We start from the raw sequence: 24425 nt of genomic DNA on the forward strand, positions 1-24425 counted from the left end.
TTCTCCTTATTACATTGAAATTGTAGAACGGGCTGGATTGGATGCTCCCGGCCATTCCTGTCCTTGTTGGGCAGCCAGCCCGTCCCGGAAGGCTGTCAGATCTTCTCCTGTCGGCGTATAGCGTCTTGCTTCAAGGGCGGCCATCAGCGCATAGGTCTGGCCAACCTCGGACAGCAGTGCCCGAAGATCGTCCGCAACCATATCCGTCCCCATCCGGCGGAGCTGCACGGTAAAGGTGATTCGGTAATGCGGCTGGCCGGGGATGCTGTCGATCCGCATATCCATTCCCAAGTTGGAATCGTGTTGCGGGCGGATATAGACCTGACCCACTACGCTGGGGCAGACCTGAAGGCGGCCCTGACTCATTTCCTCAATCAGCTGAGCCGCCTGCTGGAGCTTTTCCAGTTCAGAGAGCTGTTCATCCAATTGCCTCACCCCCGTTCCAGTCAAACAGCGTCATTTGAGAGGGAACCGCCCGGCTCCGCTCCCGCAGGTCATAGTTGGCGATAAGCAGTTCCGGGAACTGAGCCCCATTGTCGTACCTCTGCTTGATGTTGTTGATACGGGTGGTTTCCATGAGGTAGATGCCTGGCCTGTCGTACAGCCCGCGGACAAAGGCGTCGTCGTTGTAGGAGAGCAGGAATTTGCCCTCGATCCGCATCAGGGCGTCCCGCAGGCGGATGTGGTCGGCTTCGGTGAAACCGTCTTCACCAATGTTCTGGTAATACCCCTCGGTGGCATGGTAGGGCGGGTCGAGATAGAAAAAGCTCACTGGCCGGTCATATTGATGGAGCAGTTTTTCAAAGTCCTTGTTCTCAATAACCACCTTGGCAAGCCTCCGGTGGGCCTGCTCGATGAGCGAAAAGTTGCTACGCATATCGTGGGGCTGGCTGCCAAAACTGGTCAGCCCGGAGGCGTAGCTGTAGCGGATGAGCTGATAGAACCATGCCGCCCGTTGGACATCGCTGGCGGGGCTGTCCCGCGCCAAGGCGGAGCGGATGCGGTCAAAGTCCTCCCGTGCGTTGAGTACATACCGCAGAGCCTCCATCAGTTCCTCCGGTTTGTCCCGCACACAGCGGTACAGGTTGACCAACAGGCCGTTGAAGTCATTGTAGACCTCAAAGTCGTTGCCGGGAGGCTTGTGGAACAGTACCCAGCCCCCGCCGCCGAACACCTCAATGTACCGCTCATAGTAGAGGGGGAACAGCCGGACGATCAACTCCCGCAGGGCCTTCTTGCCTCCAATCCAGGACATGAAACTGTTCAGGGCGTATCACCCCCATCCAGCGGCAGGCGGGTCTGTGCGGTATCCTCTCGCTCCAGAGTCCGATCCAGTCCCCGGATGGCGGCCGCGATTCCGCTGATCCGCCTGGTCAGATGGGCGATGGTGGCCCGCACCTCCTGGTCCGTGGCGGCATAGAAGTATCCACTCCCGTTGCTGGCGATGGGGACGCCATCCCGCCGCAGGGCATTGACCATGTGTCGAACCTGAATCCCTTTGATGCCGAAGGTCAGTTCCAACTCCCGGCTGGTGGCGGCGTTGAGAGCTCCCATGTGGTACTGCTCCAGATATTCCGCCAGCCGTTCTTTCTCCATGAATGCCTCCTTTCCGGGCCTGTTTTCCGAAAAAGGGCATAAAAAGAAGGGGCCGTTTTCCCCTTTCGGAAAACGGCCCCTGTGTCATATTCTATATCCTGTTTTTACTTCATCGAATCACCCCCAGCTCCCGCAGCGGACAGATGCGGTTTTTGTGACTTGGCAATAGATCGGCTATATTGACAGAGCGGGACTGTGGTGCTCAGGCTGGCTATACTCATACCGGCGCTCTCCACCGTTCCAGGCTACATAGCCGTGGTCGGTGGTCGAGAGGCCATATTGACCCATATTGGCCTCTGCGTAGGCAGCCCCGTCAAAGGCGTCTGTTATCAGTCTGCTGGGCGGGATCACGCCGTTTCGGACCGCAAGTTCCCGCCCGTATGCGGCCAAGTCCATGCCGCGGGGGAAGAACTCATAGTGCTGGAGATTCTGGGCGAGATCCAGAGCCAAATCCAGCCGGTGGCAGTCCTCCAGCTCCAGCACCGCCTGCCATTTGTCCAACCAGTGGGGTGCCCCCTGACCCTGTTCCGCCCAAACATAACCGAAGTCAATGGCATGGCGAACCAGTTCGCTGGCTGAGTCGTACTGGTCGAGAATACCCGTCAGCTGGGGCAGGCAGCAGTCCACCTCCAGCGCGATGCACTCGCTGAGGCTCTCTGCCTGTAGCGAGTCCAGCCCCAGCAGGAGTTCGTCCGGATGGTTTGAGTCGATATACTCGCCGGAATCCGGGAAGCCAACCCAAATCCCCTCCATATTGCTCCGGCTGGCCAGTTTAACTCGTATGGCATAGTCACCGGCGACCGGCTGGAGGGTGGGATCTTCCTCTACGAAGGGATCTGCCAGTTTGATGTTCCGCACATAGTGACCGTTACAAAAGGCTCCATTCTGCGACTGGTGGTAGGCGGCCCCCAAATGCTCCGCATTCAGGAATGGACGGGCGGCATCCGAGGAACACTCTATGCTCTCCATGACAAATTTTCCAAGCGCGGCCTCGTCTCCCGCGCCATAGAAGAGGTCGTAACAGTCCAGTTGGGACGCAATCCGCATCACATGGCCGATCTCTTGGGGCTTCTCCAACTCCATCGCCCCTTGGAACAGGATCTTTTCTTTCTCTGTCATATTGGAAAAGCGCCGCTCCAGCCAGTCATGCTCCGATTTTGTAACATAGAAGCCGTCCAGCTTGTCAAAGAGGGCGGCGTTTTGATCTGACATCGCTCACATCATCTCCAGTCCTTGTCCTATTTCCTGTTCCGGCTGAAATACCGGGAGAGGCTGGCCGTCCTTTCTGCGGATCAGACCATACTCTGTGATAACCCCCAGCCGGTCATCCAGCATCTTCTGGCCGATCTGGGCCGCCTGCGGGGTCTGGAACAGCTCCTCTGGTAAAGCAGAATACTTCTCACGGAACATCATCTCCGCATAGCCCCAGGTCTGCGCTACCTCGGGACGGAGTTCGTACTGGTCAATCTCGCCCATCAACCGTGTGGCGTCCTGCAGACTGGGGTGGTCAACCACGGATAAAAGCGCCTTATACTTGACCATATCCGATTCGGGCCACTCCCGTTCTATTTGAGCCAACCGCTTGGCAAATTCGTCGGCCTGTTCAATGCCATCCTCATCGTCGATAGCGTTGTTGATAGCATCTCGCAGGAAGGGGATCAGGCAATCCACACAGCGGAATGCACATTCATCCACTGAGGCGGCATCTACTTTTTCCACCGCTCTCCATATACCGGCATCCGCTGCGGGAAGATTCAGCACTGCGGTTTTGTCGTTATCATAGCTTGGGTCATTGAAAAATCCCTTACGCACCTCCAGCATCACCGGAGCATCGGAGCGATGGAAGCAAGCCGTTTCATTGGACTGGCACACATAGATGTCCTTGATTTCTCCACCCAGTTCCGCATAGCCGAAGTCGGTGAACACGCCGCCATGATCCTCCTGATGCTGTTCTCCCAACAGTTCCAGCAGTCTTTCTTGAAAGCCGCTGCCCTCCTCTGTGGTGTCAAGCAGAGCCATAGCCTCATTTGAGAGCATTTCATTTGCGTATAAAAACGCCCCCAGTTCTTCATGATTGGAAACTCGGGGCGCAAAACAGCAGATATCGGTATTGTAGGTCAGGTTAATCAATTGGTTCAGCGGAATGGGAGCGACGCGGTGATTCTGCTTGATTTTCAAAAGAGCATCCATCCCTTTTTTCTGCTCCTCTGTCAGTGAGGCCAATCGCTGGGCAAACAGGTTTAGGTCGTATAGATTAGCATTCCACCCAATCATGGCATGCGTGAGGCCATTGTAATGGATGCAGGTTAGCTCATTTTTGCAGAAGCTACCGTCTTTGATTCTCGCCTTTTGGAGTGCGTCGCTGAACTCCGCAAAGGATGCTGGCATTTTCATTACCGTGGCCGTCTCATAAGATTTAGGTCCACTGTTGCTGATCTCCACCTCGAAAATTGTCTTATCTAAGAGTAATCCCTCCCTGTGTAGACTCTTGCTCAGGAGCCTCGGGCGGTTCCATGTCTGAGTGAACTTCGTTTACGGTTTCCAATATGGATTCCAAGTCTCTTTTCCGAGAAATATTCGCAAAATCCACGGAGCGGCAGTATACTTCGCCATCCTTTCCCACAGAGCACTGTGTCTGCTCTTTGCCTCGCATCTTTTTCGATTTCACTGCCAGGCATCCGTCATCGGCAATTCGTGAGGAGAAGCCCTTTTCCTTTAACCGCTCCGACAATACCGAAAAAAACTGCCGCGTTCTCCCATCAAGATCCATTTTATACGCCTCTTTCTATAAACTCATTCCCTGCATCTCAATATCTTCTGCAGGAGCGGAAGGGGCCTCATAGAGTGTGCTTCGGCCATAAGCGATGCGGATGATATCCTCTGCGGAGTAGTCGGAGCCAGCGCCAAAAAGATGCCTGAACTGCAGGCGGTCTGACGGAGCAATGTACCATGTGGAATACTGAGACTTCAGCCCTTTCAGGGATTCAGCCGATGTTTTGAAGGTCAGTTCCACTCCGTCCTTCTGTACCGTGACATTGACCGTCTTTGCGCCACTTTTTTGGAGGGCATCTGTAATCGCCCGCATCCGATAGACCGGTGCATCGCTGTCCTGGCTGAGCATCTGATACTCTGCCAGCAACGCATCCTTCTTTAGAAACTGCGCCAGAAATTCCTCCTGGTTGTCCCGCATGTACTGTTCCGCAGTTGTTTTTATATAATCCTCCGGGGATTTGAGGTAGGAGAGCAGGGTGTCTTCTGTCAAGGATGTATAATACTCACTGTGAAACTGTACATCGGGTTTCTCCCCAGAAAAAACGAGGGAAGCTGCCTCCCGCCCTGCCTCGGTTCCCTTGTAATACCGGTATGAATTGATGTTCCTCTCACTGGTGAGTTCCCTGACAGAGAGGCGACTTCGCTCATTGGAAATGGCCGCCTCAACATAGCGGTCGACCTCCTGAGCGATGCGCTTCCCAAACGCCGTAGAATCCTGGCATTCTTCTTCCGTCAGTCCGGAGACAAAGTTGGGAAGGGGGTCATCCAGAAGATGGAGCGCCTGGTGTTGCCGGTCGTACAGGCCGCAGAACTCCAAACGGTCGCTCCAGCTGATCCTCTCTCCATAAAATGTTTCGCATCCAAAGAGGTAATCAATCTCTGGCGTTGCGGGAACTTTCACTACTGAGCCCAAATGCTTGCCCTTTTGCAGAACTAAAACTGGCACAGCGGCATTTTCCAGCCACTCTTGAAACTCCTGCCGGGGAAGTGGGGCCTGCTTTTGCTGCGACATTACAAAATCCTCCCATTTTACTGTTTCTGCTCAAAGTTTGCACAACTTGTCTGTCCCGAGTATGACTCTTCATAGTGTTTGGGGTCAGCACCAGGCACATCCCACCCAGCCATGCTTCCTATCTCCATAGCTTGCCGCTGGATGGGGGTGACGCCCAGGTCTTCGTTCAACTCATCCGCCAGTTCCACATTCCCTTCCTTGTCGCCGGTATCCCAGTCGGAGGGGTAGTAGCCAGTTTCACCCCGTTTGATGCAGATAAGCTGTCCGGTGGTCCGCAGGGTGGAGAAGCACAGTTCCGGCAACCCCTCGGCCACCTTGGGGGCAAACCGTTCCTGTTCGGTTTGGATGCTCCAATCATCAGGCTGCCACAGATGGACATACAGCTCGCCGCCGTCCACCTCGATGGGGCGCTGCTCGAAGCCTTCGCCCCATCCGTCAGAGGCTTGTCCACCCAGGTACTCTTTTAAGATGGTAAGCTCTTCCGGAGTCAGCTCTCCGGCCACCCGGCACTCCGCTACGCCCCAGAGCTGGCGATTCCTGACCTCAACAGTAAACACCGCCGAGCGGACCTTGTGATCTACACTGTCGTCCTCACCGTACCAGCGCATGAGGCCGCTCTCGTTTTCCTCTGGTACCCGGTTTTTTACCAGAGCGGACAGAATTTGTCCCTCATAATCCATGAGGGTGTGGCCATCCCACTCCTCACCGTCCTCTGACATATCCCCCACTCGTCCCGTCCATAGAAGTCCGCTGTGAGCGGCATATACAATTTGAATGTCTGAGGCTCTGGCAGATAGACCGAGAATCGGTCTTCTCCCAGCACCAGAGCCAAGGTACATCCATTGTCCCACTTTACATGGAATTGCCCGGCATCGTCGATATAATCCAGTTTCCCGGTACTGCCGGGGGAAATGGGCCGGGGATTACCGCCTATCTCTGTGAGTTGGATGCGGGAATCCTTGGGGAACTGCTGCCGCAAGAAGTCCAGCCACTCTCTCGGTACGCTTTGCATTTACATCTCTCCCATTCTAATCCCAATATCCGGCTGATTTAATTGTTGATAGAGCCGTTCCATCGCCTCCGCCACCACGAGGTCCGACCGGAAGCTTTCCAGTTTTTCGTGATCCGTAAAGAATTGCTGTTCACCGCTCTGGAAATGAACAAAGTCCACTGTGGCGATACCGTCCTTAATAACGCCCAGCCGTTTCTCACTGGTATTGCTGTCCTGGTAGATTTGGATTGCTTCCTCCAGAGTCAGATCTTGCCTGATTATCTCCTGCGGGGTATTGGTGTCCGCCATGACAAACCAGGCATAGGTGTGGGGAATGCTGGGATCTGCGGCTTTCCTAAGAGCCTGCTTCCCAGTTTCAGTCAGTCCATAGTTGCAGGTACGGCGTGAATTGTCCTCACCGGCAAAATCCAACAGGATATCGTCTACCGCTTTTTTGACCTCCGGATCGTCTGTCAGCGTTTCAAAGCGGAAGCCGGTTGTGCTGCGGAAGGGCAGTTCCTCCCGGATGGCCTGGAGCAACGCCTTGGAATCCGTGAACTCCTGCTGTTCGCCGCTGGCGAAGGTTACCCGACCTACCACAGGGTGTTCCTGTCGGTACATCTCCTGCTGGCAAAGATCATAGCAATAGAGGTACCCCTGATACTCGCCGGGAAAGGGAGTACAGCGTAGACAGAAACGGTAATTTTCTGTTTCCGCAATATAGCCATAACTCCTGCGGTCCTCTGTGATGGAGCCGCCATGCTGCCAGCAGTAGGCGTCCATGGCCCCCAGATTCTTCAGGAGTCCAGTCTGACGCAGGTCGTCCACAAATCGCTACAGCACCTCTTTGAACTCCGGGGTGTTGAACCTATCCTCGTTATGGGCCACCAGGTGTGCCAGAACTCCTTCTCACCATGGCCGAAATCCATGCGGAGGTGGCCTACAGTACCCAGTGCCTCGTCCAGCTTTTCTTCGGAATAGAACAGCCCCACCTCATCCAGGGAGGCGGGGCGCAGTACAAACTCACGATTATCCTGGGGGTAGGCCAGATCATGCTCCTCGCAAAACTGCTCCAGCGTCATTTCTTCTCCCAGCAGATAAAATGTGCCGTTGACCCGGCGCGAAGCAGTACCTTCATGCTTTAAAGGGATTGGAGAAAGTACGGTTCCTGCATGATAGTCAGCGGCATGATCCACCAGAGTGGTTCGGGTGCTGGGAGATTTATGTGTCCCCCGCAGGTCATAGCAGTACCACCCATCAGGAATGATATCCCGCTGAATCAGCCAGTTGGTGAACAGCACAGGTTTTCCAAGCAACGCTGCGTGTTGCATGGAGTCTGTCCAGATGTTAATGCTCATTTAATCCCTCCCATATTCACAGTGTTTTCCCACTCGTGCTGGTTCCACAGCGTATCTTGTATCTGCGTACAGGGATTAATGCATCTGCAACCCATCTTGTACTTCAGGGAACGGATCACTGAGCTTTCGGAGCAGGCCAAATTCGGTCCTTCTCACACCATCCTCCCGCATATAAAAGTTGCCCATTGCTTCGAAATCCGTAAAGCCATCGAGGGTAGAGATCAGCTCCTCGTCCGCCCCGATCCGCTCCAACACCTGCTTGCCATATTCCTCCGGATCGTCCGGTACACGCTCGTAGTCATCCAGTTCGATGGAAAACCTCAAAGCCTCCTGGAGCGTTGCCGGCTGTTCCACCTCAAGGACAGAGAGGTATTTCAGCAATGCGCCATCCTCCTGATCCATTATCCGGATATTTTCCGCCAACTCGTCCAATTGCTCCAGTCTCAGATCCATCCCCTGGAGAGGAAGATATTCCCCCAGATAAGGCCGCAGGGCCTCCACCCGAGTGAGTTTCGCCATATTGAGGCTGTCCACTCCCAGAAGTTGTCTGGCGCTCTCCAATTGCTCAAAGGTCGCAGGCAGAGTGATCTGCGCTGTTTCGCTCTGTACACGAACAGGGCAGGGGTTTTCCATCCATATCCGGAAAACGCCGTCCAATCTCTCGTTCTCCAAAAGTTCAGGTGTCTTTTTCTGCACATAATTGCCGCTGGAATATTCTCCTCCATGCTTTTCCCGATATTCAGCCCCCACACGGGCATAATTGATATAGGGCTTGAAGCGATCCGGAAATGGTGTGATCCCTTTGTTCACAAGGTAGATGCCCAATTCTGAATCAGACGACACATTGTTGACGAGCATATACTCATCCAGCCTGTCCGCCACAGTAAGGGCCCCCTCCAAGTTCCAGACACACTCCGCATCCAATGCCCCGGAAAAGATGGCGGCTTTCGCCGGAGAAAGTGCCTCTGTGCGTTCCGCCAGTTTTTGTAGTTTTTGAAACTGCTCCGAATCTTCTACATCCACATCGTACAGGCATCGGTAAAGGACCGGTACATTGCTGCTCACATCCAGGATGGCGGTGGCTGTGGTATCGAGGCTGATTCTGTCCAGGAAGGCAAATGTCTCCCCAATCTCAGCGGGACTGGCGGGCAGTTGCAGACGGACAGTTTCTTCTCCTTTTCCCCGGCTCAGAGTCAACAGAATCATCGTTACATTCCTCCCATCTGAAATTCCTGTTCCCGCTGGTGCTGCTCTGCCGGACCGCCGGCCATCAGCTCCCCCAATGTCAATGTGCCACAGTAGGCCACATATCCTTTCTCCGTGAAGGCTCCTGTTTCCTTCTCCATACGGAGTTTGCCGTAACGCTCATAATCATAGAACTCCTCCAGATTGGGGTCATATTCATAATGGCCGGAGTCCTGGATCATGTATCTGCCATATTCGGCGGGAGTGCGGACTTTGGGTGCAAACTCAAACAGCTCCAGATTTTTGGCCAGTTCGCGTATCTCGCCGGCACACTCCGGCTTGGCCATCTCCATGACCGCCGTCAACTTTTTCTGTTCCAAATCAGACAGTGCAGCGATGGCCGTCGCCATATCATTCAGCGCGAATAGATCCTCCCGTTGTCCCTCCAGGACCTCCTCCACCTCGGATGGAAGCAGACTGTCCTCATACCAGATGCGGGCATCGTGGATGTTAACGCCTGAGCGTGCAATTCCACGCTGGAGCTGTTGCTCGGAGCAGGGCAGGAGCAGCCAAGTGATTTGATCTGTATTTTCCGGCTCCTGCCGGGAGGAAAGCCCTACCGCCAGCAGATTCGGCTGGTAGTGGTAACAGGGGAAGTGGCGGCCGTCATAGAGCTGCTCCAGTTTCATCCCGTTATCATAGACCACGCCATAAGGGGTAATCCTTCCCTCAAGATGATTGAGGATCAGGTCCAGAGCGAACTTGCGGCCATCCAGCCGCTCGAGCTCCTCGATTCTGCAGCCCCCACCCTGCATCGTCATGTAGTGCTGCCGCCCAATGGCGTCCAGGTCGGAGAAGTCTGTGATGACCGTGGCCTGCTGGCAGCAAAAGGTCAGATTGATGAAATCCTTTATATTTGAGACGCCCAATTTGCAGGCCATTCCCTGGAACTGGGCAGCCTCACCGTCATCAAAACTGTCCAGCCGTTTGGCCAGATAGTCCAGCTCATCAAAATTGACCAATGAGCCAACCAGCCTGTTCAGTACGGTATAGAAGCTGTCCAGTTCATCCACCCGGCAATCCTGCCGGAGCGCGTCACCGATTTCCAATGGCTCCAGCAGTTCGATCATGCGGTCATATTTCTCATCGGGGATAGGGAATGGAACCGTAATCTGCCCATATTCCGGGTGCTGAGCGCTGCTCAGTACCGCTTTCAGCACATAGCCCATTCTGGTGCCTCCTTACTCGCATCCATGACCGCCTTTCCATATCTGGCAATCATGGTTGCGTAAATAATATTGTGGAAGTCCAGATCACTCACCAGTTTTGGGTGTGCCAAATCTTCTGCCTCCATGGGTGACTTCAGGTCATACAGCCGTCTGGCGGAATAAAAGATGGGGTAATCCTGTATCGCAAATCCATGGGGTTTGGATACGATGCGGCTGAAATCAATGGAATCGTGTGAAAGAGCGGGGAGCGCCGGTTGCCAGAGTCGCTCCTTTGAGGCGAGAAGATAGAGCGCCGCCAGATAGCCAGGAGGCGCATCATCCCATACCCTGTCCGCAAAGCGGCTTCTGAGGTGGACGGACACTGTGTGCAGGACTGCCTGATCCGGCCCGCTCCAGTGTTCCACAGCCTGAATCCTCTTGTGCAGGCCGGCATGAGGGATGTGTCCGAAATATTCCAGAATCAAATCCAGGTACTCAATCGCGCCGGACTTCAACCGCTCCGCGATATACGGACAGGTGCGGACTTGACAGGATCGGCGGCGGTAATGCAGGCAGTACCGGCAATCCACATCCTCCGGCTTGTAGCAGAAGCGGCTGAGGATCATCATCCCGCCGCCGCGCTTCTGGAAGCCAGGGACGCTCATCATCATATGCTCCAGACCAGCTCGAGGGGTATTCTGAGCGAAATATCTTGTCATGGCACACTCCTTCTTTCAAAACAAAAAAGCGGGAGCTGCTTATGCTGCACAGTGTGTGCAGATGCGGCTCCCGCTTTTTCTGATGTCACATATCAATTTGTGGCTCCTGTGCTTGTCCCTGCTCCAGTCTGTCCGCCAGATCTGGGACAGTGTATTCGATCTTTGTCCTTGCGGTCTGCATGGCTTTGAGGTGTCCATCTTCCAGCTCTGGGCCTTCATCCAGCAGGTAGTCTGTGGCCCGGTAGAGTTCAGTTAGCTCCTCCGGTGAGAAAAGCTGGGTCTTGGAGATCAGCCCGGAGCGGACGGCAAAATCCTGCTTGGCCCCGCAAAAATCTTCATCATAATAATGTCCGTAGCTCACGCCGGTTCTGTTATAGTCCCAGATCCAAGTGACAAACTGATAGCCCCTGCCATTTTCCAACTCCCGGCCAGCCAGCACTGCGCCGCCAAAATCCGCCAGCAGATGGAATTTTTCGCTCAGACCGCTGATATGAAGGGTGGGCGCAGTTTGAACCTCCTCAACATAAGTGTACACTTCATCTGCGGTCTGTGCGACTCTGTGGTACAATTCACTGGCCTCCGGATTATTGCTTCCGGCAGGAAAAAGGAACACATCGTTTCCTGGAGAAACAAAGAGGACAGGCTGACCATGGAGGAAAATCTCCAGCCGCCTATCCTCTACATTGGATGATTCAACTCCGCCTTCTCTCAGGCGCCGGGAAAGTTCTTCAAAAAATTTTTTCAATGGTTAAACCTCATTTCTTTTTTATCTGTTGGGACGACAACAAAAAAGCGGAGATTCTATCATCGAATCTCCGCTTCAATAACTATATTGGTTTTTCTCCGGGGAAGGGAATCAGGTGTCCGTCCTCTTTGTGTTTTCGTATGGATAGAACAATGACTCACACATTTGGTCTGTGTGAGTCATTGTTTTTGGTGGAGATAAGCGGGATCGAACCGCTGACCTCTTGAATGCCATTCAAGCGCTCTCCCAGCTGAGCTATACCCCCATGTTGCCAGAAACCCTTGATTTTGCTGGATTTCTGAGCTATTCAATTTTTTGACTTTACTCTCCGTTGCGGGGGAGCACACCCGGTTGCTTGCGCTCCCAGCTGAGCTATACCCCCGAACCGCTTGTCCTATGCGGCTTTCGCGCTCGGAACATTGATAAGTATAACAAGATCATCGCCAAATGTCAACACTTATTTTTCGATTTTTCAAATTTTTTCAATAGGGGGTTTTCACTCCTCTTCAGGCCGCAGGACACCGTGGAGGACGAAGCGTGCATTCTCAAATTCATAGCTGCAGGTGGAGAGCGTCACCACCCGGTCCTCTGCCCTGGGTGACACCTTGCTGGAAAAGGCGGACTTCTCCCCCACCTCCTCCAGCCAGGCCAGGTACGCCTGCTCATCGGAGAAATCCAGCATCCAGGCACTCTCCGCCGTGTCCGCCACGTAGCCGGAAAACAGCTCCACCACATACCGCCCCTCCGGTGTCACCAGCAGAAAAACCGGGTGGGCGTCATAGTAGACCTGCTCCTGATAATTCCCCAGGGCGGCAAACATAGTGCCGTTTTTCATCCGATGGCCGTAGATCACCGTGTTGCGGCCAGAAAAATCCGGCCGGCATGATGTGTCCACAAAAAGGCACCCGGCGCTGTTGGCCGTGCCGTCCAAGAGATGGTCCAGGTAATAGTCATTGTCCGTCCCCTGGACCACCGGGTAGGAGATGCCGGTGTCCGGGCCGTAGAGCCAGGCAGTCACATCCGGATTCACCGCCGCCAGGGCCGTGAAGTCCACCTCCGGCCAGGCCAGCTCTGCCGGCGTCTCCTCCGTCTCCTCCGACGCAGGGGGCAGGGACGCAAACTGCTCCAGTTTGAAATAGGCGTCTGCTCCCACCCGGTACTCGTGCAGGATCCGCAGGACCTGATATCCGCTGAAGCAGGCAATGCCCAGAAACAGGCAGAGAAAGAGCCCGCAGCTCCGGCCCTTCATACCCCCTCCTCCTTTGCGCAGTCCTTCCAGCGCAGGCTGCGAAGCTCGTCCTTCTGCTCCGGCGTGATCCGATAGCTCTCCACAGCCTTCTGAATGGTCTTGTTGTGGGTCCAGCGGTCCAGGCGACGCTGCCGCAGATAGGGCAGCGCCGCGTCGTACTGCTTGGCCAGGGCGGTGGCAAAATACCAAGCCGCCATCATCTTCACGTAATACTCCTCCCGCCGGACACCGGCAGCCAGATCCAAGTCCTCCATCTGAAACCCCTCATCCAGATAAAAGCTCATCAGCATCCCCAGGCCGAAGCGGACAGTATAGGTGTGCGCATCCTCCACCCAGCGGCGGATCTGTTTCCGCAGCTCCGGCGGATGCTTCCGGAATGCCTTCGGGCTCAACAGGTCGCAGGTGGCCCAGTTGTCCACATAGGGCAGGAATGTCTCCAGCGCCGCCACGGCACCGTCATAGTCCGGGATCGCCGAGATCAGCAAGCCGTGGAGGTTATTCTCCTCATAATAGCGGTGGGGCAGCTCCTGGAGGAAGCCCCCTGCCACCGGCGTTCCGGCGATTTCCCGGGCCAGCTTCCGCAAAGCCGGCATCCGGACGCCGATCACCGTCTGCGGGTCTATGGTGGGTATCAGCTTGCTCTGAAAAGCCTGATAGGCCGGGTCCCGCAGGGCAAAGAGCGCAGTTTGGATGTCCGTCATATCCCCGCCTCCCATCAGCGCAGCTCGTCCTTCAAATTGCCGTCCAGATCCAGCCACTGGACGGCGTCCTCCGTCATCCGCATACAGCCGTGCCAGCTGTTCTCCTTGGGGATAGAAACAGAGCCGGGGTTCCAATACCACACCCCGTCCTCCAGACGCCTCATGGGCACGTGGAAGTGGCCGTAGACCACATACCCCGCCCCGTCCAGCAGGGTCTGGGAGGGCCGCTGATCCACATTGAAATGGTGGCCGTGGGTCAGGAACAGCCGCCTGCCGCACAGCTCCTCCACCTGGAAGTCCGCCTCGATGGGAAAGTGCAGCACCATCTGGTCCACCTCCGCATCACAGTTGCCGTGGACACAGAGGATCCGGTCCTTCACGCTGTTCAGCATGGCAAAGACCGCCTTGGGATCGTATCCCTCCGGCAGGTCGTTCCGGGGGCCATGGTACAGCAGGTCCCCCAGCAGCACCAGGCGGTCCGCCCCCGCTTCTCCATCAGGTCCAGCAGCTTCCGGCAGTACAGGGCACTGCCGTGAATGTCCGACGCGATCCATACGTTCATCGTTCTTCTCTCCTGTCGTTTCGTGTCTCTTCCGGGTATGCGGGCCCAATCTCCAACTCCTCATAACCGGTCTCGCTGTCCGGCCGGCGGGTGAACACGCAGCTCCGGATTTCTGCCAGTACGATCTCGGCCGTGGTGTTCACCGTGCACCCCGGCAGCAGGTGGCCGCCGAAGGCGGAGAGGTCCTCCCGGCTGAAGCTGGCGTGAAGGTGGCAGCCGTACTCCGATACGGTGCCCATCAGGGAGACGATCTCCACATCCTCCTCTCCGCTGCGCACCCGGACACCGGTCGCGTCCCGCAGCCGCCAGCGGGAGACGCAGCCCACACCGGAAACCACTGCCCCGGCGGCGATATGATGCGCCTTCACATAGGCCTCGATCTCCTCGTACAAATCCTGCCCCCGGCGGAGGCGGAAACAATGATACATGATGTTCCCTCCCTGATTGCCCCCGTCTCCGGCGGCTTTGCGGCTATTGTACCACGGAACGGCGCCGCGTACAACGGATTTCCGGCGACAATGTGCAGGGGCGCGGCTTCCGCCGCGCCCCTGCGCCTCATTTGGACCGCTTCAGCACTTCCAGCACGAACCGCCACACCCGCTGGACGGAGGCGATCTCCATCCGCTCCCGCGGGGTGTGGATGTCCAGCAGATTCGGGCCAATGGACACACAGTCCAGCCCCGGCAGCTTGCCGCTCAGAATACCGCACTCCACGCCCGCGTGGATGGCCTCGATCTTTGGCTTCCGGCCGTACTGCTCCTGAAAGACCTCCGTCATCAGGTCCCGCAGGGAGGAGTCCTGCCGGTACTCCCAAGCGGGATAATCCCCGGAGATGGAGACAGTGCCCCCAGCTGCGCCATCAGGGTCCGGAGGCGACGGTGGAGCATCTCCTTCTGGCTGCCCAGGGAGCTGCGGACGCAGAAGGTGGCCGTCAGGGCCGTCTGCTCCGCAGCCAGGATGCCCAGGTTCAGCGAGGTCTGCACCAGACCGTGGATCTCCATGCTCATGGCCTGGACGCCGTTGGGCAGGCAGGTGAGCATGCAGACTGCCCGCTCTGTGGACGCCCAGTCCATAGGCGTCTCCCGCACGGTGCAGGGCGCCGCCTCCACGCGGAGGCCCGGGTCCGCTGCGGCATATTCCCGGGAGAGATCCGCGGCCAATGCCTCCGCCGCCTGCCGGGCGACGGCATCGTCAGATACCACCACCTGGGCGGACGCCTCCACGGCGATGGCGTTGTCCTTTCCGCCGCCCGCCGCCGTCACCAGGCGCAGCTCCGTCCGTTCCGCCATGGCCTGGAGCAATCGGCCCAGCAGCACACAGGCATTGGCCCGGCCCTTGTGGATCTCTGTGCCGGAGTGCCCCCCGGCAAGCCCCCGGACCGTCACCTCCAGCGCCGCGCCGCCATAGGGCGCCCGGGTCACGGGCAGAGTGCACTGGGCCATGCTTCCGCCTGCGCAGCTGACGGTGAAGATCCCCTCCTCTTCGGAGTCCACGTTGATGAGCTTCCGCCCCCGGAGAGGCGCGGCGTCCAGGGCCTCCGCTCCCAGCATTCCGATCTCCTCGTCCGTGGTGAGGACCACCTCCAGCCGGGGGTGGGGGATCGCCTGATCGTCCAGGATCGCCAGGGCCATGGCCACCGCAATGCCGTCATCGCCGCCCAGGGTGGTGCCCTTCGCCCGGACGCAGCCGTCCTCCACCAGCAGGTCCAGGCCCTCTCCGGCCATGTCCTTGGTGCAGCCGGGCTCTTTTTCACACACCATATCCAGGTGGCCTTGAAGAATGACGGGTGCCGCCGCCTCATACCCGGGCGTGGCCTCCTGGATGATAATGACGTTCCCCGCCTGGTCCTGATGGCACTCCAGCCCCCGCTCCCTGGCAAAGGCTGCGCACCAGTCGCTGACCGCCTGGCAGTTCCGGGAGCCGTGGGGGATGGCACACAGCTCCTCAAAGAAGCGGAACACCCCCTGGGGCTCCAACTGTTCCAACACGCGCATAAACACTCCTTTCCCGGCGGGCCATTCTCCCGGCGCCGCCGTCTGTTTCCGCCTTGTAGTATATCCCATTCCCAGGGGCGGCGCAAGCCGATTGGGAAAAACAGAAGAGGCGCCGGCCATTTTGCCGGTGCCTCTTCCCCGTGCGCTGTCTCTCACGAAAGCTCAGAGAACCGCAGGACCACCTTGAACAAGTCTCCGTCCACAGTCAGCTCCAGGGTGCCCTTCTGGAGCTCTGTCAGGCTCCGGGCGATGGAAAGGCCCAGGCCGTTTCCCTCGCCGCCTCGGGCGGCGTCTCCCCGGACGAACCGTTCCAGCAGTTCCTCCGCCGGGATATCTAACGGCGCCCGGGAGGTGTTTTTGAAGGAGATCACCGCCTGGCCGTCTCGCTCCTCCAGCGTCAGGTACACCCGGGTGCCCCGCTGGGCGTACTTACAGATGTTGTTCATCAGGTTGTCGAACACCCGCCACAGCCGTCGGCCGTCCGCCAGGATGGTCACCGCTGTCTCCGGTTGCCGGGTTACCAGGTCCAGGCCCGCGTCCTTCAGCTTCTGTTCGTACTCCCCTGCCGCCTGGGTCAGCAGCACGCCAGGCTGGCAGGGGGCCAGATTCACCTCCAGATTCCCTGTGGAGGCCTTGGACGCCTCCACCAGATCCTCGATCAGCCGCTTCAGCCGCTCGGACTGGCGGGTGAGGACAGCCGCGTACTCCGGGATCTTCTCACTGTTCGGGGGCTCCTTTCCGATGAGGTCCGCGTAATTGATGATGGAGGTCAGGGGCGTCTTGATGTCGTGGGACACGTTGGTGATGAGCTCCGTTTTCATCCGCTCGCTGCGCATCCGCTGGTCCACCGCCGCCGCCATGCCCTGGGCGATGTGGTTCAGGTCCTCGCCGTGGGATTTGAAGTCCAGCACCATCCGGCTGGTGTCCACCTGATAGCTCAGGTCCCCGGCGGCCAGAGCCCGGCCGCCCAGCAGCAGCTTCCGGCACATGAGGGCCAAAGCCAGCACCGCCAGGAGCAGCAGGAGCTTCTCAAAGATCCACAGGAGCGCCAGCAGGCCCCAGCTCCAGGCGAACATGCTGAACAGGATCCCAAGGCCCTCCAGGACACAGAGGCCCAGGAACACCAGCACGGTCTTGCCCACCAGGGGGACGTTGTGAAGCAGTCCCGCCAGCCCATGCGCTGCGCCCCGGAGGCCGCTGCCCAGGGCCCGAAGGACCGCCCCGCCGCCACGGCGGAGCAAGCGGAGGGCCACATAGACCACTGTATTCCTCCACCAGCCACCCAGTTTGAGCCGCAGGGCCAGGGACATGCACCAGCCGGTAAAGACGCCCGCCAGGGCGGCAGGACCCAGTACCACAGCCAGCACCACGCCAATGCCTCCAAAGTTGGCCTCCACCACCAGTTGGATGCCCAAGAACAGCCCCAGTGCCACCGCCGCCGTCAGAAGGTCCAGTGGGATCCGTGTCCCCCAGCCGGGACGGACGCCGTCCACGTAAGGATGGTGCCCGGCGGCACACAGCAGGAAGATGAAGCAGACTGTCACCAGCAGCGCCGCAGCAGCGATGATGGCGTAGATCCAGTAGCGGAGGGCGTAGGCCAGTTCCGCCAGCCGGTTGGCCAGGGCGTAGTCGTCGTCATAAACAAACACAGAGGACAGCGGCACTGTAATCCGCACGGTATAAGCGTTCTCAACAACGCCGGCGCTGGGCCGTTCCGGATTTGCCCAGTCATAGGAAAATCTGAACTGCCACGGACTATCATATTCTGCAAGCCCCGTGTACCAGAGCTCCCTGCCGGTCTTATCCTGTACCATGACGTAAGAGATGTTCCGCTCCGCACAGTAGCTGTCTGCTGCTTCCGTATTCATCTGGTATACCTGCTCTTCACTGTTCCAGATCAGGAAATTGAGAAGCGTCTGCCCGTCTCCCCAGGCGATATTGGAAAACAGCTCCTGCTTGAAAGCCGTCTCGCTGGTGACATAGACGTCGGTGCTGTACAAAAACACCGCGCCCAGCACACCGCCGGCGGTAACGGCGGTCATCACCAGCATCAGCAGAAAGGCTATGACCTTGGCCGCCGTACTCTCCGTGAGCCTCTTTTTCCGTTTCGGTGCCGGAGGCTGCATGGGCTGCTCCTCCATCACCGCCTGGGCGATCTCCTTTTCGATGTTCTGTTCGATGGCCTTCATGCCCGCATCCCCTTTTCCAGTTTGTACCCCTGGCCCCAGACCACCTTTAAGTATCTGGGCTCCGCCGGGTCGATCTCGATCTTCTCCCGCAGGTGGCGGATGTGAACCGCCACTGTGTTCTCACTGCCGAAGGGAGCGTCCTTCCATACCTTCCGGTAGATCTCCCTGGGGGAGAACACCTGCCCCGGGTGCTCCAGCAGCAGCTTCAGAATATCGTACTCCGTGGGCGTCAGAGCTACCGGATCCCCATCCACGGCGACGGTCTTCTCCCGGTCGTCCATCTGGATAGTGCCCAGGGTCAGCACCTCCGGCCGGAGTGCACCGCTCCCCAGCTGGAAGTACCGCCGCAGCTGGCTGCGGACCCGGGCAGCCACCTCCACCGGGTTGAAGGGCTTGGTGATGTAGTCGTCTGCCCCCACGTTGAGGCCCAGGATCTTATCCGTGTCCTCGCTCTTGGCAGTCAGCAGGATCACCGGCACGTTACTCACCTGCCGGAGCTTTGCCAAAGCGGTAATCCCGTCCATCTCCGGCATCATAATGTCCAGCAGCACCAGATGGATGTCCTTCCGCTCCAGGGCATCCAGAGCCTCCTGACCCGTGTGGGCCTCCAGCAAATGGTAGTCCGGATTGGCCAGGTAGATTTTCAGCGCGTTGACGATGTCCTGTTCATCGTCGCAGATCAGGATGTTATACATGGGGCTCCCTCCTTGGCTTCCATGATACCGGATGGCGGTTTAATAAAAAACCGGGAAACTTCTTAAGATTTTATGAAGACCGCTTTCGGTGCCGCCTTCCGCCGGGCGGCACAGCCGGACAAACGGGAATCTCTGAACGCACGGAGCGGCCCCCGCCCATACGGGCGGGGGCCGCCTGCCCCGGATCCGCCCCAGCACGCTGCCGCAGCGGTCTGTCTGGACCTCGTCGAAGCCGGATTCCTCCATCTTCCCACTGTACCAGTTCTGCCACCCCCTGCTCCCGGCCGGAGGGGCCGGGGATGCGGACGGTCTCCTGGCAGAAGGGATCAGCAGTTCCTCCCGGCTGTCCTGTTCACTCCATTTTCCGCAGCGCACCGCGCTGCTTAAGATACTCCTATGGTAGGGGATTTCGCCGGAAAAATCAACCCCGGAAAAAAGCCGCCCGGCGGGAGTTTCCCGCCGGGCGGCTTTGAAGGACGCAGGCGCATACATTTAGGCGTCCTTCTTCATCATGATGTCCAGGATGGTCTTGTCGGTCTCCACCATGCCGGGGGTGCTGACCAGGCCCATGTTGCGGATGGCCTGCTCCGGCGTCTTGCCGCAGATGCCGTCCGTGGACTGGAGCACCACATCGCTCATGGCCAGTTGGGCACACATGATGGCGGCGTTGGTGGCAGTAGCCAGCTTCAGGGCGCAGCCGATCTTGCCGCCGTCGCAGATCATACCGGTGAGGTTGCCGCTCATGTTGATGATGGCCTTGCCGATCTGCTCATCGCTGCCGCCCATCAGCCACACCATGGACGCGGCGGAGGCGGTGGCGGCAGAGACGCCGCAGCCGCAGGTGGCAGACAGCTTGCCGGTGAAGATCTTGATATACACGTTCAGGGTGTGGGAAAAGGCCAGCGCCTTTTCCAGCTGCTCCTTGGAGGAGCCCAGGTGCTTGGCCAGCTCCACCACAGGGATGATGGCAGTGATGCCGTGGTTGCCGCTGCCGGCGCTGCTCATAACGGCGTAGGGGCAGCCGCTCATGCGGCCCTCGGCGCTGCTGGCCACCCGCAGCATGGTGTTGGCCGCGAAGCTGTCGCCCAGCAGGTCTGCCTTCTTCAGGGCCGTGGCGATGCCAACGCCCAGGGTGTGCTCCAGGCCGAAGTCGGCCAGCTTCTCATTCATATCCATGCCATCCAGCATGAAGGCCAGCTCCTCCTCGCTGCACTGGTCCACCAGGGCGCGGATCTCCGCCACAGTCATGGGAGCCAGCCGCTCATGGAGCTCATCCTGTCCACCGGCCGCATACTCCTTCTTCACCAGCACGTCGTTGTTCCGCACGGTGAGGACGATGTTGGAGTGGGTACCCCGGATCTCGCTGATGCCGATGCCGGCGGTGGTGATTACCTCTGCCCGGGCATACAACTGTGTCTCCTCCTGCTTGATCATCACCACCACATGGCGACCCTCCACCAGCCGGATGGCCTCGTCGCTGACGGCGGGGGTGATGTCCTCCAGCAGCTGGAGGCTCTTCTCCGGGTTGTGCAAGCAGGCGCCCAGAGCGGCGGCGTACTTCAGCCCCACCCGGGAGAAGCCGGGGATGCCCACGCTCATGCCGTTCTTATAGATGCCGGGGTTGACTTCCACCTTGATGGAGACGATGTCTCCGCCGATGGCATGGCTGGCGTCAGCGGTGGCCAGGGCCACGCACACCGGCTCCGTGCATCCCAGAGCGGGGACGACCTCCTGCCGCAGCAGGGTCAGCAGTTCTTCTTTCGTAATCATGAGGGAAGCTCCTTTCTGTATCCAGGCGAATCTCCAATGGCCCGCAACATATTCAACCTGATAAGATAAGCAAATCTCGTGCCAACTGCTTCCCCCGTGAATTTCCTGAAAAAACAGCCTCTCCCCCCTTGTAAAGGAGAGCGAATTATGGGAAAATGGTCAAAGTAAATGGTTAATTGGGAGGTGAGCTGCGTGGAAAAAAAGGCAATCTCCATCATTGCGCTGGACCCCAGAGCTGCCCGCTCCTATGGACGGGATGTGGAGGGCCTGTTCGGAGAGGTGGCGGATGTCTCGGTGTTTTCCGTCATGGACGGGAGCGCCATGGGCATGCTGCCCCATGCGGATCTGTTTGCCGCCTCCACGGACGCCTTTGGGTCGCCGGAAGAGCTGGCCCGCCACGTGCCTATCGACAGTCAGACCATGGCGGTGCAGGCCTCCTTCCGCTGGCAGGAGCTGCGGCGGCTGAAGGAACTGCCCGCCGGCAGCCGGGTGCTGTTTGTCAACATGACGGAGACCATGGCCCGGGAGGCCATCGCCCAGCTGGAGCAGTTCGGCATCACCCACGTCCATTGGATTCCCTTCTATCCCGGGGCAGAGCTGCCGGGGGATGTGCACATCGCAGTGACACCGGACGAGATGCGCTATGTGCCGGAGGAGATCGAGACCAAAATCGACGTGGGACAGCGGGCCTGCACCTCCGGCATGATGATCGAGATCGCCCTGCGGCTGGGGCTGGAGCATCTGCTGGAGACGGAGAAGTTCCAGACCTATTTCCAATCGATTGCAACCAGCAATTACAGCTTTGACCAGATGTTCGCCCGCTCCATCCGGCTCGAGAGCCAATTCCATATTTTAATGGAGACGCTGGAGGACGGCGTGGTGGGCGTCAACGAACGGGGCGAGGTCTTCGCCTGCAACCGCCATGCGGAGGAAATCACCCGTACCAGCGCCGACTTGGTGATGGGCAAGCCGGCCTCTCAGGTCTTCCCCTATCTCCCCTTCTCGAAATGTTTACAGGAACGGGAGCGGCTGCCTGCCAAAATCATCCGCCTCAACGGCATCAACGTCAGCGCGGAGGTGGTGCCGGTGATGCGGCAGCGGGCCTGCATCGGCGCGTTTGCCATCCTGCAGCGGTTCAACGACGTGGAGGCCCGGCAGAGCCAGCTGCGCAACCAGCTGCTTCACAAGGGCTACCGCGCCAAGTACGGCTTTGAGGATGTGATCGGGGAGTCGGATGCCATCCAGAAGGCCAAGGAGGTGCTGCGGCGGATGGCTGTCAGCGAGAGCCCCATCCTGCTGATCGGCGAGACCGGCACCGGCAAGGAGCTGTTCGCCCACGCGGTCCACCGGGCCTCCCGGCGGCGGAACGGGCCCTTCGTGGCCATCAACGTGGCGGCCTTCCCGGAAAACCTGCTGGAGAGCGAGCTCTTCGGCTATGAGGAGGGGGCCTTCACCGGCGCCAAAAAGGGCGGCCGCCTGGGCCTGCTTGAGATCTCCCACCAGGGCACGCTGTTTCTGGACGAGGTGGAGGGCATGAGTCCGGCTCTTCAGGTCAAGCTGCTCCGGGTCCTGCAGGAACGGGAGATCATGCGGGTGGGCGGCACCTCCATCATTCCCATCGACGTGCGGATCGTGGCCGCCACCAACGAGTCTCTGGAGCGGAAGGTGGCGGAGGGCACCTTCCGCCGGGATCTGTATTACCGTCTCAGCACCCTGCCCATCGTCATCCCGCCCCTGTCGGAGCGGGGGGACGATCTGTTCCTGATCCTGGAGCAGTTCCAAAAGGAGCTGGGCGGCAGCTTCCGCCTGACGCCTCAGGTGCGGGGCTTTCTGAAATCCTACTCCTGGCCGGGCAACATCCGGGAGCTGCGGAACGTAGTGGAGTACTTTCTCTACACCGGCCACGATCCCATCACCATGGAGGACCTGCCCCCCACCGTGTTCCACAGAGCCCCGCAGGCGCCGATCCGGCAGTTGCCGGAGACGCCGCAGCAGCCTTCTTCTGATGTGTTCCGCTTTGTGCTGGAACAGCTGTATCAGGCCTCAGAGGCCCGGCAGCCCATCGGCCGGGAGCGGCTGCTGCAGCTGGCGCGGGATGCTTTTGTCCCCACTTCCCAACAGGAAATCCGAAGCATTCTGGCCCAGATGGCAGACCAGGGACTGGTCCGGGTCAGCCGGGGGAGGGGCGGCAGCCAGCTGACGCCGGAGGGCCGGCAGCTATACGAAACTGGTCGAATTTGATATTTAGATCAACCAATAAAACCATTTGAAAGCAAATTTGAGAAAACCGGTACCAAAATACGGCTCCGGGCGGGTTTGGCTTATCTGCCAAACCCGCCCGGAGATTTTTGGTTAGAATTTCCGATTGTCTCCTCTGTTTTAAATTCTTTTTCCGTTTCCTCGGTAATTCCCGCTTTTTTGGCATATATTTTGCTATATAACAAAGCATCAGCGCACAAGAACGCCGCAGAAAGGATGGATACTAATGACCTACCAGTTTGACGCGGTGGTGGACCGCTCCGGGAACCACTCCGCCAAGTATGACGAGCGGAAGAAGAAATTCGGCACAGAGGACGTGATCCCCCTGTGGATCGCGGACATGGACTTCAAGACCGCCCAGCCCATCATCGACGCCCTGAAGGCCCGGGCCGAGGAGGGCATCTGGGGCTATACCGCCCGGCCGGACAGCTATTTTGAGGCCATTCGGGGCTGGCAGAAGCGCCGCAACGGCTGGGATATCGACCAGTCCCTCATGAGCTTCAGCCTGGGCGTGGTGCAGACCCTGTCCGCCTGCGTGAAGCTGTTCACCCCGGAGGGTGGCAGCGTCCTGATTCAGACGCCGGTGTACTCCGAGTTCTATGATATGACCGAGGCATGGAACCGCAAGGTTCTGGAGAATCAGTTCGTGGAGAAGGACGGCAAGTGGACCGTTGACTGGGCAGACTTTGAGGAGAAACTGAAGCAGGCGGACCTGTTCCTGCTGTGCTCCCCCCACAACCCCCTGGGCCATGTCTGGACGGAAGAGGAGCTGCGCCGGATGATGGAACTGTGCCTGAAGCATCACGTGCTGGTGGTCTCCGACGAGATCCACTCCGACCTGATCTTCCACGGCAAAAAGCACATCCCCACTGCCACCCTGTCCCCCGAGATCGCCGCCAACGTCATCACCGGCATCTCTGGCACCAAGACCTTCAACCTGGCCGGCCTGCAGGCCAGCACAGTGGTGTTCCCCAACGCGCACAAAAAGGAGGTCTTTGACAAGTTCTGGATGAACATGGATATCCACCGGAACAACGCCTTCTCCCTCACCGCCATGGAGGCGGCCTTCAACCAGGGCGATGAGTGGCTGGACCAGCTGCTTCCCTATCTCTCCGCCAACTTTGACTATGTGGTGGACTACTGTGAAAAGCGCATCCCTAAGATCAAGACCTATGCCCCCGACGCCACCTATCTGATGTGGCTGGACTGCCGGGAGCTGGGCATGGGCAATGAGGCGCTCCACGACTTCATGATCCGGAAGGCCAAGCTGGGCCTCAACGACGGCTGCTCCTTCGGCCGGAGCCTCAATGGCTTCATGCGCCTGAACGCCGCCTGCCCCCGCGCCACTTTGGAACAGGCCATGCGCCAGCTGGAGGCCGCTGTCAACAGCCTGTAATCCCCAGCAAGAGCGCGCAGAGAA

General features: G+C 58.4%; 23 protein-coding genes, 1 tRNA gene and 1 pseudogene. 2 read left to right on the plus strand and 23 right to left on the minus strand.

What is annotated here, in order from left to right; translation table 11 throughout:
* Window positions 1-9 precede the first annotated feature (9 nt).
* The 23 genes and pseudogenes from EIO64_RS02360 to EIO64_RS02470 all read right to left on the minus strand — a co-directional run bounded on the left by EIO64_RS02360 (window position 10) and on the right by EIO64_RS02470 (window position 20746).
* Complete coding sequence (locus tag EIO64_RS02360) at window positions 10-435, minus strand: hypothetical protein (protein ID WP_227123568.1); 426 nt, start codon at window positions 433-435, stop codon at window positions 10-12.
* Window positions 419-1255, minus strand: a complete 837-nt coding sequence (locus EIO64_RS02365; protein WP_006874027.1) for a DNA adenine methylase — start codon at window positions 1253-1255, stop codon at window positions 419-421. Before EIO64_RS02365 ends, EIO64_RS02360 begins: the two co-directional genes overlap by 17 nt.
* Before the next feature lie 8 nt (window positions 1256-1263).
* Window positions 1264-1596 carry a hypothetical protein gene (locus tag EIO64_RS02370; protein ID WP_006874028.1) on the minus strand — a complete coding sequence of 111 codons (333 nt, stop codon included), beginning with the start codon at window positions 1594-1596 and terminating at the stop codon, window positions 1264-1266.
* Between the two features lie 174 nt (window positions 1597-1770).
* A complete protein-coding gene (locus tag EIO64_RS02375) occupies window positions 1771-2808 on the minus strand; it encodes a hypothetical protein (protein WP_006874030.1) in 1038 nt (345 codons plus the stop codon).
* Window positions 2809-2811: 3 nt separating this feature from the next.
* Complete coding sequence (locus tag EIO64_RS02380; RefSeq protein ID WP_227127593.1) at window positions 2812-4038, minus strand: hypothetical protein; 1227 nt, start codon at window positions 4036-4038, stop codon at window positions 2812-2814.
* Between the two features lie 343 nt (window positions 4039-4381).
* The gene (locus tag EIO64_RS02385; RefSeq protein WP_006874033.1) at window positions 4382-5380 is read right to left on the minus strand and encodes a hypothetical protein; all 999 of its coding nucleotides are present in this window, start codon (window positions 5378-5380) and stop codon (window positions 4382-4384) included.
* Between the two features lie 17 nt (window positions 5381-5397).
* A pseudogene (locus tag EIO64_RS02390) lies at window positions 5398-6392 on the minus strand (DUF4314 domain-containing protein).
* Entirely contained in the window at window positions 6393-7199 is an 807-nt protein-coding gene (locus EIO64_RS02395; RefSeq protein WP_227127590.1) for a hypothetical protein, read from the minus strand.
* A complete protein-coding gene (locus EIO64_RS02400) occupies window positions 7169-7729 on the minus strand; it encodes an LPD28 domain-containing protein (protein ID WP_249390773.1) in 561 nt (186 codons plus the stop codon). Before EIO64_RS02400 ends, EIO64_RS02395 begins: the two co-directional genes overlap by 31 nt.
* Window positions 7730-7804: 75 nt before the next feature.
* The gene (locus tag EIO64_RS02405) at window positions 7805-8752 is read right to left on the minus strand and encodes a DUF6329 domain-containing protein (RefSeq protein ID WP_238073982.1); all 948 of its coding nucleotides are present in this window, start codon (window positions 8750-8752) and stop codon (window positions 7805-7807) included.
* A 185-nt stretch (window positions 8753-8937) separates the two neighbouring features.
* Window positions 8938-10143: an antirestriction protein ArdA gene (locus EIO64_RS02410; RefSeq protein ID WP_021631398.1), complete on the minus strand. Its 1206-nt coding sequence runs from the start codon at window positions 10141-10143 to the stop codon at window positions 8938-8940.
* Window positions 10128-10841, minus strand: coding sequence for a hypothetical protein (locus tag EIO64_RS02415; protein WP_006874038.1), 714 nt, complete (start codon window positions 10839-10841; stop codon window positions 10128-10130). Before EIO64_RS02415 ends, EIO64_RS02410 begins: the two co-directional genes overlap by 16 nt.
* Window positions 10842-10926: 85 nt before the next feature.
* Window positions 10927-11586 (minus strand): hypothetical protein, encoded by a 660-nt coding sequence (locus EIO64_RS02420; protein WP_006874039.1) that lies wholly within the window; start codon window positions 11584-11586, stop codon window positions 10927-10929.
* A gap of 189 nt (window positions 11587-11775) precedes the next feature.
* Window positions 11776-11851 (minus strand) — tRNA-Ala (locus tag EIO64_RS02425).
* Window positions 11852-12082: 231 nt separating this feature from the next.
* A complete protein-coding gene (gene srtB, locus EIO64_RS02430) occupies window positions 12083-12835 on the minus strand; it encodes a class B sortase (protein ID WP_021750077.1) in 753 nt (250 codons plus the stop codon).
* Window positions 12832-13536: a DNA alkylation repair protein gene (locus EIO64_RS02435; protein WP_119311149.1), complete on the minus strand. Its 705-nt coding sequence runs from the start codon at window positions 13534-13536 to the stop codon at window positions 12832-12834. Before EIO64_RS02435 ends, srtB begins: the two co-directional genes overlap by 4 nt.
* Before the next feature lie 14 nt (window positions 13537-13550).
* Window positions 13551-14090, minus strand: a complete 540-nt coding sequence (yfcE, locus tag EIO64_RS02440) for a phosphodiesterase (RefSeq protein ID WP_346730064.1) — start codon at window positions 14088-14090, stop codon at window positions 13551-13553.
* Between the two features lie 4 nt (window positions 14091-14094).
* Window positions 14095-14526 (minus strand): PPC domain-containing DNA-binding protein, encoded by a 432-nt coding sequence (locus EIO64_RS02445; RefSeq protein ID WP_119311151.1) that lies wholly within the window; start codon window positions 14524-14526, stop codon window positions 14095-14097.
* A gap of 127 nt (window positions 14527-14653) precedes the next feature.
* Entirely contained in the window at window positions 14654-14875 is a 222-nt protein-coding gene (locus EIO64_RS18950; protein ID WP_346730065.1) for a hypothetical protein, read from the minus strand.
* On the minus strand, window positions 14875-16092 hold the full coding sequence (gene pepD / locus EIO64_RS02455; RefSeq protein ID WP_346730066.1) for a beta-Ala-His dipeptidase: 1218 nt from the start codon (window positions 16090-16092) through the stop codon (window positions 14875-14877). Before pepD ends, EIO64_RS18950 begins: the two co-directional genes overlap by 1 nt.
* Before the next feature lie 152 nt (window positions 16093-16244).
* The gene (locus tag EIO64_RS02460) at window positions 16245-18281 is read right to left on the minus strand and encodes a sensor histidine kinase (RefSeq protein WP_119311153.1); all 2037 of its coding nucleotides are present in this window, start codon (window positions 18279-18281) and stop codon (window positions 16245-16247) included.
* Entirely contained in the window at window positions 18278-18976 is a 699-nt protein-coding gene (locus EIO64_RS02465) for a response regulator transcription factor (protein WP_119311154.1), read from the minus strand. Before EIO64_RS02465 ends, EIO64_RS02460 begins: the two co-directional genes overlap by 4 nt.
* Window positions 18977-19468: 492 nt before the next feature.
* Window positions 19469-20746, minus strand: coding sequence for an L-cysteine desulfidase family protein (locus EIO64_RS02470; RefSeq protein WP_136890740.1), 1278 nt, complete (start codon window positions 20744-20746; stop codon window positions 19469-19471).
* A gap of 192 nt (window positions 20747-20938) precedes the next feature.
* Here EIO64_RS02470 and EIO64_RS02475 point away from each other — a divergent pair, with 192 nt between their 5' ends.
* Both EIO64_RS02475 and EIO64_RS02480 read left to right on the plus strand, forming a co-directional pair.
* The gene (locus EIO64_RS02475; protein ID WP_025543966.1) at window positions 20939-22987 is read left to right on the plus strand and encodes a sigma-54 interaction domain-containing protein; all 2049 of its coding nucleotides are present in this window, start codon (window positions 20939-20941) and stop codon (window positions 22985-22987) included.
* Between the two features lie 244 nt (window positions 22988-23231).
* A complete protein-coding gene (locus EIO64_RS02480; RefSeq protein WP_021748274.1) occupies window positions 23232-24401 on the plus strand; it encodes a MalY/PatB family protein in 1170 nt (389 codons plus the stop codon).
* Window positions 24402-24425: the final 24 nt, after the last annotated feature.

This window comes from Dysosmobacter welbionis (assembly GCF_005121165.3).
Lineage (GTDB): Bacteria > Bacillota > Clostridia > Oscillospirales > Oscillospiraceae > Oscillibacter > Oscillibacter welbionis.